Genomic DNA, 13,675 nt, shown 5'->3' with positions numbered 1-13,675 from the left:
TCAAGTGCAAAGGAGAATGAATAAATGAAAAGTTGGCTCAAAAAAGCAGTTGTAATTTCGGCTTTCCCTGCATTAATGTTGTCGGGATGCGGCAAAGAAGACAATAATTCCAACACTGCGGCAAGCGCCGTGAATGGATCAGCCATGCCTGAAGAAACAGCAGCAACAGGGGAGAAGCTTCAAATTGTAGCTACCTTTTATCCGATGGTTGAATTCACCAAGCAAATTGCCGGAGAGCATGCGAATGTTATCGGTCTTATTCCTTCGGGCGTGGAACCCCATGACTGGGAGCCTAGCGCGAAGGATATGGCTGCCATTCAGGATGCCGATGTGTTTGTCTACAACGGTATAGTTGAAGGTTGGGTCGATACAGCTCTCGAGAGCGCCGTGAATCCAAAACGAAATGATGTTGAAGCGAGCAGCGGCATCTCTTTGATGGAAAGTGTTGAGGATGAACATGAACATGAACATGAACAAGAGCAAGGAAATGAAGAAGCCGAAGAAGGACATTCGCATGAGTCTACTCTTGATCCCCATGTCTGGCTAAGCCCTGTGCTTGCTCAAGAAGAAGTCAAAACCATCAAAGAAGCTTTAATCAAAGCTGATCCAGCCCATAAAGCGGATTATGAGATTCATGCCAATGCCTTCCTAGCTAAACTTCAAGAGCTTGATAAGGCTTATAGGACCAAGCTTGCCGGAGCAAGCAATAAAACATTCATTACGCAACACGCTGCCTTTAGTTATCTGGCTAAGCAATACGGTTTAACACAAGTTCCCATTGCCGGTCTATCTCCCGAACAAGAGCCAAGTGCTGAGGAAATGGCGGAAGTCGTTGAATTTGCCAAGGAGCATGACGTCTCTACGATCTTTTTCGAGACGCTTGTTAATCCCAAGATCGCCGAGACGATTGCAACAGAGCTAGGCGCCGAGTCAGCCGTTCTTAATCCGCTTGAAGGTCTGACGGAACAAGAAATAAAGGATGGAAAAACGTACTTGGATATCATGTATAGTAATTTGGAAGCATTAAATAAAGCTCTGAACAAATAGATTAGCTAGACAAGGAACCATGTTAAGCATAGAGAGAGGATCCCTCTCTCTGCTATAGCATGGTTTCTTTGTTTTATTTTGCGGAAAAGCGACTCAAATATAGGTACAATAATTAGCCTATTAGATATATTGAATATAAATAATATAGGTGGTATAATCTTCCACGTAATAAGCGCTTACATGAGATAGGAGGGAGGGACAGAGAACAGGAATCAGGCTTAAGAAGAAATAATTAATTAATCATTTATTGAGAAAAGGAGATTTAAGATGAAATGGAATAAGAAATTTGGCGCAGTCATGCTTGCAACCGTCATTATGGCTGCATCATCTCCATTCGTGGGGCATATCAAAGCCGAAGCAGCCGGAATAAGCTGGCCGACCGGGCAAATCCTGCCGTCTTTCTCGAAGCCGGCATCCACGCTTGACGTTATGAATTTGGTGTCCGAGTATAGATTTGATGCGGAAGGCAACAAGGTTAAGCATGATACGGGGCGTTTGGAGAGCAGCGGCTGGTTGGCTCAAACTTCGATTGACGCTCCAAATAAGCTAATGGTCTATGGACCGTATGCTACGGATATTCCGGCAGGGGCAAACCAGGCTTACTTCGATATGATTACCGATAATAATACGGCTAATGACGATCTGATCGTTACAGTTGATGTCAGAGACAATACGACCGGTGAAGTACTTGCTTCCCGCGATATTACCCGGAAACAATGGACGAAGGTGGGCTCTTACGAGAGATTTACGCTCGACTATAATAACCCGTCTACCGGGCATGAGTTAGAATTCCGAGTATTCTGGTATGGACGCGCTTACACCAAAGTAGATGCCGTAGGCTCTATTCAACAAGGCAAATCGGACGAGAATGTTCTATTTACAACGCTTAAGGGACTGGTCAATAAAACGCAGCCAAGAATCTACACCTATGACGATAATGTAAGAAATGAAGACGGGAAAGATAAATGGCTGAATGACCTGGGACTCGGCCATACGGATGTAGAGGATAACTGGTCATTGATTACCAAATATGCGAGCGAGATTAAAGGGATTGTCGTTTATGACGATGCCTTGCAGGATACGGTAAACCTTGCGACTACAATCGCTGCGCAATCCGGCGGCATCGTAGCTCCTCCAAGCTTGGTAAGCAAATTAACTTCCGCTCCTTATAATCTGCCGATTCTGGACGATTTGCGCGGAGATTTCAGCAATAAGCTTGAGGTCTATCAATATCTTCACGATCATTACTGGTCCTCGCTGACCCATAACCTGCTCATTGGATTGAGTCCGGGCATTAAAGGCGCACTTCGCGATTATGCAACGGCAACAGGAGCTGCTGTCGTCTGGCTGAATCCGTCTGTTCCGGAAGAAAAAACTTTGCTGCAAAGCTTCTTCTCCGATATGCCTGCCGGCAGCGGCGCATACATGGGCTGGTGGCCGGATGAAGCAATTGGCGTTCAGGCCGCGTCCGAATACGGCATTTCTACGATTGCCAGCGACTGGTCGTCCAATCTGACGGTATTCGGCGGCGCCGACAGAACGGTTAACGTGAAGCCGATTCCGAACAAACCTGCTCTTCAGAACAAGATTTATGTCTCGCTAATTTTGAGCGACGGCGATAATCTGCAGTACATGGAACATCGTTTCAAGAAAATATGGGATTCGGCTAACCGGGGAACGGTACCTCTCGGATGGACGATCTCTCCGGCAATGGTTGATGCGATGCCTGGCATATTGAATTATTTGTATGAGTCTGCTACGCCTAATGACGCGCTTATTTCGGGACCATCCGGGTTTGGTTATACTTATCCGAATGCATGGGCGAATCAAACGTATCTGGATAAATTCGTTTCCATCTCGAATGATTACATGAACCGCGCAGGATTAAAGGTGGCTACCATCTGGAATACGATTACCGGTGGCATTAATCCTAACGTAGGCGAAAGCTTTGCGCAAAACGCGCCGTCTTTATTGGGCTTAACGGGCCAAAACGCCGGAAGTCCGATTACGATCTACGGCAACTCGTTGCCAACGCAGGGATTAAGCGCAACGTACTGCTACTCCGAGGCAACGATTATTTCCGAGATTAATCACGCCATCGCCGGCTGGGATGGAACAGCTCCTCGTTTTGTGAGCATTCAATCCAATCCATGGGACGTCAACTACCAAATGATCGTCAATGCGGTTAATAACTTCAGCAGCAACAGCGATATCGTATTTGTAAGACCGGATACGTATTTCCAATTAATGCGCGAGAATAACCAGCTTCCGGTTGATCCTTCGACTGTCGTGAAGCAATATGAAGCAGAGACGGATTTCAAGCACGATACAGGCGCAGTGAGCGGCAGCGACTGGTCGGCTAACGTGAGTGGCAACAAGGCTGGAAATATGTTGTACGCTAATGGCGACAACAGCATTCCGGCAGGAACCAACACGGTGACTTACAAGATGAAGATCGACTCGAATACAGGCAAAAACGATAATGTCGTTACGCTTTCTGTTCGGGATAAAAAGTCCGGGCGTACCCTTGCTTCGGTAGATGTAACCCGCAACCAATTCAAGGCGAACGACACGTACCAGAACTTCAGCTTGTCCTTCAATACTCCTTCCGCAAGCAACTTGGAATTCAGGGCTAACTATCTGGATAAAGCGACAATCGGCATTGATAACGTTACGGTCACGACAAACGTCGGCAAGTATGAAGCCGAAGGTTCTGTCGTAGGACATGAACAGGGACGTCTGAGCGGAGACGGATGGCAGGCAACGCCATCACTCGATGCAGCCGGATATATGCTGACCGGGCCAGATGATGCGAATGTATCGATTGGCAAACATACGCTTACTTATCGTATGAAGATCGATAACAACAAAGGTAACAAAGACGTAGTGGCTATTATTGATGTGGTGGATGCGACAACCAAATCCGTCGTCAAACAAGAGAAGATCACAAGATCGCAATTCGCTTCGGCGAACCAATACCAGGATCTCAGCTTGTCCTTCAACCAGACGAAAAACCAGAATCTCCAGTACAGAGTCTGGTATGCGGACAAGGCAACGATTACGGTAGATAACGTTAAGGTTAATTAATTTCCATTTGCAAGAAAGCCGGGCTGCCATGCTCGGCTTTCTTTTTTGTGCTTTTTATCAATAAAAAAGGTATAGTAGATATTATTGTTTATAAATTCAACTTAGCGAGGGAACGCTGTGGAAACGCTCAAAACATTTTTTGCCCATTCGATCGTCAAAAGGGTTGTGTTTGTAGTTCTTGTTATTGCTCTACTGTACAGCCTGCGGGATATGCTGAATTTGCTCTTGCTATTGTTTATGGTTACGTTTGTCATGAGCCGCCTGCAAGGCATAATCACCAAGCAAATTCGCCGGGTGATACCGATATCGCCGGTTGTCGTGACCTCTGTCTTGTACGTCGCGCTTATATTTGGCCTTGTTTACGGACTAGTCAATTATGTGCCGAAGCTAATTAACGAGATCGTGGATATCGTCAACAACGTGCAGAAATTTCTCGGTTCTTCGCAAAACGATCAGATCGCCCAAGTGGTCGCCGATACGCTCGACAAGATTGAATATAAGACCTTTTTGAACAGTGCGCTTATATACGCGAAGAAAATTGGCAGCTGGCTAGAGATTATTCTTCTCGTCATTATTCTCAGCTATTTCTTCCTCTTGGAGCGGCGGAAGATCGTAACGTTCACGGAGAAGTTCGCCAATAGCACTATTGGCTGGCTGTATCTCGAATTCCGCTATTTCGGCGGCAAATTTATTGCTTCCTTTGGCAAAGTGCTCGAAGTACAGCTGATGGTCGCCGTCATTAATACGCTTCTCACCATTGCCGGTTTATGGATTCTGGGTTTCCCGTATCTATTCGCATTAACCATCATGGTATTTATGCTTAGTCTGATTCCGGTAGCAGGGGTTGTGGTGTCTTTTATTCCAATTGGCATCATCGGCTACCAAATCGGCGGAACTACGACGGTCATTTGGGTAGTCGCTCTTGTCTTGCTCATCCATGCGCTGGAAACTTATTTCCTGAATCCAAGGCTTTATGCGCAAAAAACAAATTTGCCGATGTTCTATACGTTTTTTATCCTAATTTTGTCCGAGCATTACATGGGCATTTGGGGATTATTGATCGGCATTCCGATCTTTATGTTTATGCTCGACGTGTTTAAGGTCGAAAATATTGATAAAGAAGAGGCGACAAAAGGGAAATAGCCAAGACTTATCATTAAGCGGTTCATAAGAGAAAGGCTGTCCTGAATGGTGTTCCATTCAAGACAGCCTTTTCTTGTTTACATAATCAATATCCGTTTGCCGAATTCAAGATGCTGCTCCATCGCTTGACTAGCTTGATCGGCCTCGCCCGCTTGGATGAATTGGAAAATCCGGGCATGATCTTCATATGATACGCTAATTCTAGTCCGGTCCTTGCGAAGAACGCCTATGGCAATTCGATAGAGCTGATCCTGCAGCCGTTCCATCGCTTGCGCAATTTCGGAATTGGCGTAAATCTCGACGAGCTTGCGGTGAAATTGGGAATCCGCCTCCGTGAAGAGGGCGTAATCGCTTTGATCCACATGTTGCTTCTGCTGTTGCAAGTTTTGTTCCAACCAGATTAAGTCTTTTTGTTCCAGCTCCATAGAAGCTAGCTTTCGTACGACAAAACATTCCATCGCGATCCGGTAATCGTATAGATCAATCGCTTTGCGAAGAGACAACTCGGCGACAACTAACCCCTTATTTGGCGTATAGTTAGCCAAGCCTTCGGCATCAAGCCTCTCTAAGGCCGCTCTTATAGGAGTCCGGCTCATCTCCAGCATTTCCACAAGCATTCGTTCCGTCAATACTTCTCCGGGTTTCAGTTCTCCGTTCAAGATCAATTGGCGTAGATGAGCGAAAGCTTTTTCTTTCAACGTTACAGTAGTTGTACCCGACATAATGAATTCTCCTATTTCGAAAAATGGTTCGTATGCAAATATTGAAGACTCTGTTCAAACCACTGATGTTCTAATTCGACTGTGCGATCAACCGATTCGGTAAAAGGCGTCCAAAGCTCCAGAATGACGTTGGAGTCACTCTGATTATGGCGAATGGTCTGCATCAGGCCGTCTATATCCAATTTACCATACCCCGCCGGTCTTCCCAAGACCATAAAACCCATTTGGTGATCAACTCTTGTAATATCGAAGTCTTTCAAGTGGAGATTGATCACGTAAGGGGAGAGATCCTGAATAACGGTGTCAGGACTATCAAGTGCGCTGAAGGAATTGACAGTATCCAGGCAGCAGCCGAGAAACGGATGGTTGCAGGCTTCAAACAGGGAAGCAAGCTCTTTGGTCGTATGTAGGCCGTGGTTCTCGACAGCTAGGCGGACACCGGATTGCTCAAAGAGAGGAAGAACCTCCCGAAGATGTTGCAAGGGTACGGTTAAGCTTTTTTCTACAATTAATGTACGGCAAAGAGTGGAACCAAGTAAACTCGCGATACGCAAATATTGTAGAAGATGCTGGGGCTCCGTTCCCCTAGTACCTACTTCGATCTCGATTCCTAGCGTTTCGGCATGTGCCTTCAACCTTAACAACGCTGCGTCGCTCATGAGATGGAGAGGGAGATTATCAGCAATTTGTACAAGCTTAATACCGTTGCTATGGGCGATTTCAAGTAAATCAATAGCGCCAATCGGCTTGCGCGGAGCGGGATAACCGGGTACGCCGATGGACCACGTGAGCGAATAACTGCTGATTCCTAACTTCATGGTGCTCCCTCCTGAATGAGAAGCTAAAAGTTATCTATTAAGAAAAGTATACGTATCCACAATCGCTTTGTAAATACAATTGTATACAAAATAAATTCTTAAATATTTTTATTGTATACATATTGTGTGCTGAGAAGTTGTGTGGTAGTCTGACCGTACAACGATAAGGCGCATGTTTACGAAGCAAGAATGGTTCAGTAATCGGCATGTGCCCGCCATTTATACTTACCAATTCTTTTTAGGAGGGGCTTGCTTTGGTACAAATCGCACTGATTGGCGCAGGTGGAAAAATGGGATGCCGAATTACAGACAACTTGAGAAAAGGGAGTCACAGCGTTGATTACGTCGAGATCGGCAGCAGAGGGATCGAACGTTTGGCTGAGCGCGGAATTAGCCCGGTTAAGCAGGAAGAAGCGGTCCCTGAAGCGGATGTCATTATATTGGCGGTACCGGATATCGCCATTGGGCAAATCTCAAAAGCCGTTGTTCCTCTCATGAAGACGGGAGCGCTGCTTATGTTGCTTGATCCGGCGGCGGCTTATTTGGGAGAATTACCTTCGCGCAGCGATGTATCCTATTTTGTTGCCCATCCTTGTCACCCGCCCGTGTTGAACGATGAAGTAACGCTAGAAGCAAAGCGAGATTTATTCGGAGGCGTGGCGGCCAAACAAGCGATTGTGTGCGCTTTGATGCATGGCCCCGAAGAGCATTATGCGCTAGGCGAGACCATCGCTAAGGAAATGTATGCGCCTGTCATGAGATCGCATCGGATTACCGTAGACCAAATGGCTGTCCTTGAGCCCGCCATGGCCGAGACGGTTAGCTCGATGCTGGTCACCGTGCTTGGCGAAGCGCTGGAGGAAGCCGTTAAGCAAGGCGTGCCATACGATGCGGCCAAAGATTTCATGCTTGGTCACATTAATGTTCAACTGGGGATCGTGTTCGAAAAGGTGAATCCGTTCTCAGATGCCTGCCTCGTTGCGATCGAATACGGCCGCAAGGCGATGATCAAAGACGGATGGAAAGAGCTGTTCCGGCCGGAGAGCGTCTATGAGCAGGTTGACGTGATGCTTCATCCGGAGAAGCTGCAAACTCTCCAGTTCAAGGATGTCTAATATGAGAGTCTGGAAGATTGGATTAGTAGGGACCGGTTGGTGGTCGGAAAAACATTTGAAAGCGTGGCGCAGCATTCCGGGGGCTGTGATCGGGGCGCTTTGCGACTCGAATGGGGAACGGCTCCAGGCGAAAGCCGAGGAATTCGGAGTGCCTAGCAGCCATATGTACCGGAGCCTGTCCGATATGCTGGAGCATGCGGATATCGATATTGTCGACATTGTAACGGGGCCGGATACGCATCTGGAGCTTGTCCGGCTCGCGGCTTCTAGCGGGAAGCATATTTTATGCCAGAAACCGTTTGCTAGATCCGTGGAGGAAGCGGAGGAAATGGTGCGCATCGCGAAGGAAGCGGGCGTCCGGCTGATGGTCACCGAGAATTGGAGATGGCTGCAGCCATTCCAACTCATCAAAGGCGTCATTGATGAAGGGGCACTTGGTACGCTTCATCATGCCAGATACATACACACCGATTATTACACGCCGAGGATGGAGCCGGACACCCTTCTTCCGCAGCCCTTTTTCAGGGAGATGCCCCAGCTATTATTTTTCGAAATGGGTCCTCATTGGTTTGATACATGGCGTTATTTATTCGGTACGCCAAAGCGGCTGTATGCGGAAATTCAGAGAATCAGCCCCTATATCGCCGGCGAAGACTCCGGGATCGTGACGATGGGTTATGATCATTTCTTGGGTTATATCGATGCCAGCTGGGCAACCAGGCAGAAGTTGGACCGCCCTCTTGCCACAACGGTTGGGCCCGTCCATCTGGAACAGCTTGTCATAGATGGTGCCGATGCCACGCTCAAAATGTATATGACGGGTCAAATCTCAATCGTTAGCAAGGATGGAGCGATAGAACGAATTGTTGCGGACAAAACGGAGCTCGACCATGAAGAGAGCCATGTCCGGCTGCAGTCGCATTTTTTGGAATGCTTGAACAGCGGAGCTGCGTTTGCTACCGAGGGCAGCGATAACTTGATTACCTTGCGAATGGTATTTGGCGTTTATGAGAGCGCTGCCAAACACGAGCCGGTGACAATAGGGGGAACATGACCGTGATTATTGACGTCCATGCCCATTTGGGATGGGACTATGTATTTGATGAGGATTTTACATGGGAAGAACAGCTCGAGAAGCATGAAACGCACGGCATTGCCAAGACCATACTGCAACCGGCTTCCTGCCACGATCTGGAGACGGTGAAAGAGCAGCATGACCGGATTGCCGAAGCTGCAAAAGTATATCCGGGGAAATTCTACGGAATGGCCAATCCGAATCCTCATCTGAAAGACGCGATCTATGAGTCGGAAATTAGACGGTGCGTGGAGGAGTTAGGATTTGTCGGAATTAAAATGCACACTTTCGCCCATGCCGTTCATCCGGGAGGCCGGGACGGCAGGAAATTATTCGCGCTTGCCAGGGAACTGAGCGTGCCGGTCATGGTGCATACCGGAGCCGGAATTCCATTTGCGAACCCGACCAATCTGATAACCCCGGCCCTTGAATTCCCGGATGTGAACATCATAATGGCCCACTGCGGCATGATGATCATGGCAGGCGAAACCGCAATCGCCATGAAAGCGGCTCCGAATCTGTACGCGGATATTACCTGGACGGCCGGGTTTAATTTGCGGCATTGGTCGCAGGAATTTGGCGCACACCGGTTTATGTTTGGCACGGATCATGCGGACAACGCCGGGACGGAGTTGGCAAAGGTTAAGACATGCGGTTTGACCGTAGAGGAGCAGGAATGGATATTGTATCGCAGCGCGCAGTCCGTCTATCGGCTGAATTAAACCGCAAATACAAAAAGGGAGTGTTCTCTATCATGACCGATCGCATGCAGCGATTAAAAGTGAGCGATAACAAACGTTTTCTTGTACGGGAGGACGGATCACCTTTTTTCTGGCTGGCGGATACGGCTTGGGAGCTGTTTCATAGGCTGAACCGCGAAGAAGCCGAGTTGTATCTTCGCAATCGCGCCGAGCGCGGATTTTCCGTTATCCAGGCAGTAGCCCTAGCCGAACATGAAGGCCTTACGGTAGGCAACGCTTATGAACGGTTGCCGCTGAAGAAGAACGAACAAGGCCAATACGATCCGCTCCTTCCCGATTTGGACGGAGACTACAGTTACTGGGCGCATGTAGACTATATTGTTGATCTGGCTGCCGAACTTGGACTGTATATCGCTTTCTTACCGACCTGGGGAGATAAATACAATTTGATGTGGGGCAAGGGCCCGGAGATTTTCTCCGCAGATAATGCCAGGAACTACGGGCAATGGCTCGGTGAAAGATACAAGGATAAAGAGAATATCGTCTGGGTACTCGGGGGCGATCGTCCTCAGCTAACCCGCGAACACTTCGACATTATTGGTTCAATGGCGGAGGGCCTTCGAGAAGGAGACGGCGGAACGCATCTGATGACCTTCCACCCTCCAGGCGATAAATCTTCTTCGGTTCATATGCATGAGGAGCCTTGGCTGGCCTTTAATATGATTCAATCCGGTCACCATGCGTGGATCCGCACGAACTTTGAGAAGGTTGCAGCCGATTATGAGCGCGAGCCGATCAAACCGGTGGTAGACGGAGAGCCGTGTTATGAGGATCATCCCGTTAATTTTAATGCGGACAATGGTTATTTTGACGCAGATGATGTCCGGAAAGCCGCTTACCATGCCGTATTCGCAGGCGCATTTGGCCATACGTACGGCCATCATTCGGTCTGGTCCATGACGACTAAGCCGGATACGTATTTCGTCATGACCTGGCAGGATGCCATTCTCCGGCCGGGCGCTGCCCAAATGTCGCATTTGCGCCGTTTAATAGAGTCGCGGGATTTTCTTTCCAGAGTGCCGGACCAAAGCTTAATTGCTCATAATTACGGTGGAGCTAATCGGATGACCGCTACGCGCGGAGAGAACTATGCCATGATTTATTCCCCTAACGGAATTCCGTTCCAAGCCGCGATGGGCAAGATCAGAGGCACTTCCGTTAAGGCGTCCTGGTATGATCCGCGATCCGGCGTTTGGACGGATGCCGGTATAATTGCGAATGAGGGGGAAGTCCATTATCAACCGCCTACGAGCGGCAGAGATGGAGACTGGATTCTTGTGCTGGATAGCTTGGAATAGATAAAAGGGGAGCTGATCAAGGATGAAGAAAAGTTTAGCCGCCATTTCGCTCGTACTCATCTTGATGTCAACAGCATGCAGCAACAACAATACGGAGAATAATGTAAGCGATTCCGATTCAAGCGGTAAGATCGATATTCAATTTGGAACGCCAATCGATCCTAATAGCGAGCAGGCTGGTCTGTTAGAGAAAAAGACCGGCGAAACACTCGAAAATAACCGATGGACCCAATTATTCGAAGAGAAAAATGGCGTAGTCACGCATTACAAAATGATGAGCAATCAAGGGGATTACACGCAAAAGCTGAAATTGTCTATCGCATCCGGCGATTTACCCGATATCTTTATCGTATCGGATAAATCCGATCTGAAGCAGCTGGCCGAAGGCGGCGCCATTCAAGAGATGGGGCCGATCTACGACCAATATGCCTCGCCGTTATTAAAAAGCATCATCGAAGCGGAGAGCATGAAAGTATTTGATCCGGTGACCTACAACGACAAGGTGTATGGCGTTCCTGCGAAGATGCCTTCGACCAATGGTTATAATCACTTATGGATACGTGAAGATTGGCTTCAGAAGCTTGGACTGCAAAGACCTAAGACGATGGATGACGTCTATACTATCGCAGCAGCTTTCTCGCAGCAGGATCCCGACGGCGACGGCAAGGCGGATACGTTTGGACTTGGCTTGCACAAGGACTTTTTGTACGGGATGAAGGGATTGTTCTGGGGTTACAAAGCTTACCCGGATTTCTGGTATAAAGACGCTGCTGGGAAGATTGTATATGGCAGCGTGCAGCAAGAAATGAAAAAACCGCTGGAAATGCTGGCCAAGATGTATAAAGACGGGTTTGTGGACCATGAATTTGGTTCCAACGATGAGTCTAAGATGATGGAGTCCGTCGTTGCTGGCAAGACAGGGATGATTTATGCGCCACACTGGACGGCATATTCGGTCGAGAAGACGATGGACAATGACCCGAATGCGAAATGGATTGTTGTACCTTTGCCAACAGAAGGGGCCAATCCCATCACGATTCCTTTGACGAACTCAACGGACGGAACTTACGTGGTGAACAAGAACTTCAAGCATCCCGAGAAATTAGTAGAAATGTTAAACACTTATGCGGAAGCTTTATTCGGAGAAAACGCTGATTTCAATAAATATTGGGCCGATGGAGACATCGACTCGGTATGGACGATGAGCCCGGTACATGTCCTTGATCCTTCGCTTGACCTGAAGGGGCATCAGGATATTAAGAAAGCGCTGGAGAACAAAACGACCGATCAATTGACAGGCGTAGCGAAAGGCTTTTACAAGACGATGCAAGATGGCATTTGGGGAATGAGCATGATGTTTGGACCGGTAGACACCCCGTTTGCTTTCGTTGACCAGACCTATCCGGACCAAGTGATGTGGAGTGAATTTGAAGGCGCTCCGACACCTACGATGGCAACGAACTGGAGCTCGATGAACGAGCTGCTGAATACGGAGTTTACCGCTATGATTCAAGGGAAGAAGAACCTGGACAGCGATTTCGATAACATGGTTCAGAACTGGAATAAGCTGGGTGGAACAAACGTCCTAGAAGAAGTGAACGCACAAGCTGCGAAATAAGCAGCAATTCCGTCAGATGCGAGCCAGGCCTATAGCCCGGCTCGTAGTCCTAGGAAAGGATGAACCGTCGTGAGAAAAGCCAAAAGCCATGCATGGAGAAGAGAAATTCCCATGCATCTCATGCTGGTCCCTGGGTTAATACTCATACTCTTGTTCGCTTACCTTCCCATGACCGGCGTAATGATCGCATTTCAGCAGTTTAACCCCGTCAAAGGTTTGTTTGGAGATCAGAAATGGGTAGGGCTAGATAATTTTCATTATATCTTCTCTATGCCGAATATTTGGAGAGTCGTAGGCAATACCTTGCTGATTGCAACCCTTAAGATTGTATTTGGCATGTTTACGGCGATATTATTTGCCCTACTATTAAATGAAGTGAAAAACATCATGTTCAAACGCGTGACGCAGACCGTCATTTATTTTCCGTATTTCTTGTCCTGGATTATATTGAGCGGCATCATGATTGATGTTCTGTCGCCTTCCAGCGGGTTGATCAATCAGTTTCTTGGCGTATTTGGGATCAAAGAGATTTATTTTCTGGGGGAAAATAAATGGTTTCCGTTCACGATGATCGCTTCGGATATTTGGAAAAACTTTGGCTTTAATACCGTCGTTTATTTGGCTGCAATTGCCGGCATTGATCCTGCCTTGTACGAGGCTGCGGCCGTTGACGGCGCTAGCCGCTGGAAGCAGACCTGGCATGTGACATTGCCCGGCATGCGGATGATTATCGTGTTGTTAATGGTGCTCAGTCTAGGCAATATATTTGACGCCGGTTTTGATCAAATCTTCAACCTTTATAGTCCTCAGGTCTATCAGTCTGGCGATATTATCGATACGATGGTGTACCGGATGGGTCTTCTTCAATCGCAATATAGCGCGTCCACCGCGGTTGGGCTGCTCAAATCAGGCGTGTCCTTCGTAATGATCACAACATCCTATTATTTAGCATATCGGTTATTCCGATATCGGCTGTTCTAGGAGGTCATCT

Annotated in this window: 11 protein-coding genes; 9 read left to right on the top strand and 2 right to left on the bottom strand. The window is 47.8% G+C overall.

The genetic code is table 11. The features are described from left to right. The first annotated feature begins 24 nt into the window (after positions 1-24). The 3 genes from QQK89_RS26500 to QQK89_RS26490 all read left to right on the top strand — a co-directional run bounded on the left by QQK89_RS26500 (position 25) and on the right by QQK89_RS26490 (position 5,277). Entirely contained in the window at positions 25-1,047 is a 1,023-nt protein-coding gene (locus QQK89_RS26500) for a metal ABC transporter substrate-binding protein (RefSeq protein WP_284241774.1), read from the top strand. A 267-nt stretch (positions 1,048-1,314) separates the two neighbouring features. Further along, a complete protein-coding gene (locus QQK89_RS26495) occupies positions 1,315-4,134 on the top strand; it encodes a GxGYxYP domain-containing protein (RefSeq protein ID WP_284241773.1) in 2,820 nt (939 codons plus the stop codon). A gap of 117 nt (positions 4,135-4,251) precedes the next feature. Then, positions 4,252-5,277 carry an AI-2E family transporter gene (locus QQK89_RS26490; RefSeq protein WP_284241771.1) on the top strand — a complete coding sequence of 342 codons (1,026 nt, stop codon included), beginning with the start codon at positions 4,252-4,254 and terminating at the stop codon, positions 5,275-5,277. A 77-nt stretch (positions 5,278-5,354) separates the two neighbouring features. Here the strand turns inward: QQK89_RS26490 and QQK89_RS26485 are convergent, their stop codons facing one another. Together QQK89_RS26485 and QQK89_RS26480 are read right to left on the bottom strand one after the other, a co-directional pair. Next, entirely contained in the window at positions 5,355-5,999 is a 645-nt protein-coding gene (locus QQK89_RS26485; RefSeq protein WP_284241770.1) for a GntR family transcriptional regulator, read from the bottom strand. Between the two features lie 11 nt (positions 6,000-6,010). Then, complete coding sequence (locus QQK89_RS26480; RefSeq protein ID WP_284241769.1) at positions 6,011-6,817, bottom strand: sugar phosphate isomerase/epimerase family protein; 807 nt, start codon at positions 6,815-6,817, stop codon at positions 6,011-6,013. A gap of 254 nt (positions 6,818-7,071) precedes the next feature. Here QQK89_RS26480 and QQK89_RS26475 point away from each other — a divergent pair, with 254 nt between their 5' ends. The 6 genes from QQK89_RS26475 to QQK89_RS26450 all read left to right on the top strand — a co-directional run bounded on the left by QQK89_RS26475 (position 7,072) and on the right by QQK89_RS26450 (position 13,665). After that, a complete protein-coding gene (locus QQK89_RS26475; protein WP_284241768.1) occupies positions 7,072-7,932 on the top strand; it encodes a phosphogluconate dehydrogenase C-terminal domain-containing protein in 861 nt (286 codons plus the stop codon). Position 7,933: 1 nt separating this feature from the next. Beyond that, positions 7,934-8,986: a Gfo/Idh/MocA family protein gene (locus QQK89_RS26470; RefSeq protein WP_284241766.1), complete on the top strand. Its 1,053-nt coding sequence runs from the start codon at positions 7,934-7,936 to the stop codon at positions 8,984-8,986. Positions 8,987-8,988: 2 nt separating this feature from the next. Beyond that, positions 8,989-9,729, top strand: coding sequence for an amidohydrolase family protein (locus tag QQK89_RS26465; RefSeq protein WP_284241765.1), 741 nt, complete (start codon positions 8,989-8,991; stop codon positions 9,727-9,729). After that, positions 9,684-11,066, top strand: coding sequence for a glycoside hydrolase family 140 protein (locus tag QQK89_RS26460; protein WP_349816749.1), 1,383 nt, complete (start codon positions 9,684-9,686; stop codon positions 11,064-11,066). The genes QQK89_RS26465 and QQK89_RS26460 overlap by 46 nt, the downstream gene beginning before the upstream one ends. 22 nt (positions 11,067-11,088) lie before the next feature. Beyond that, positions 11,089-12,684: an extracellular solute-binding protein gene (locus QQK89_RS26455; RefSeq protein ID WP_284241764.1), complete on the top strand. Its 1,596-nt coding sequence runs from the start codon at positions 11,089-11,091 to the stop codon at positions 12,682-12,684. 111 nt (positions 12,685-12,795) lie between these two features. Further along, positions 12,796-13,665 (top strand): ABC transporter permease, encoded by an 870-nt coding sequence (locus tag QQK89_RS26450; protein WP_434481784.1) that lies wholly within the window; start codon positions 12,796-12,798, stop codon positions 13,663-13,665. Positions 13,666-13,675 lie beyond the last annotated feature (10 nt).

Origin of the sequence: Paenibacillus glycanilyticus, from assembly GCF_030161375.1 — a bacterium.
Taxonomy (GTDB): domain Bacteria; phylum Bacillota; class Bacilli; order Paenibacillales; family Paenibacillaceae; genus Pristimantibacillus; species Pristimantibacillus glycanilyticus_B.
The sequence above is the reverse complement of the archived record's forward strand: the minus strand, read 5'-3'. Positions and strand labels throughout refer to the sequence as shown.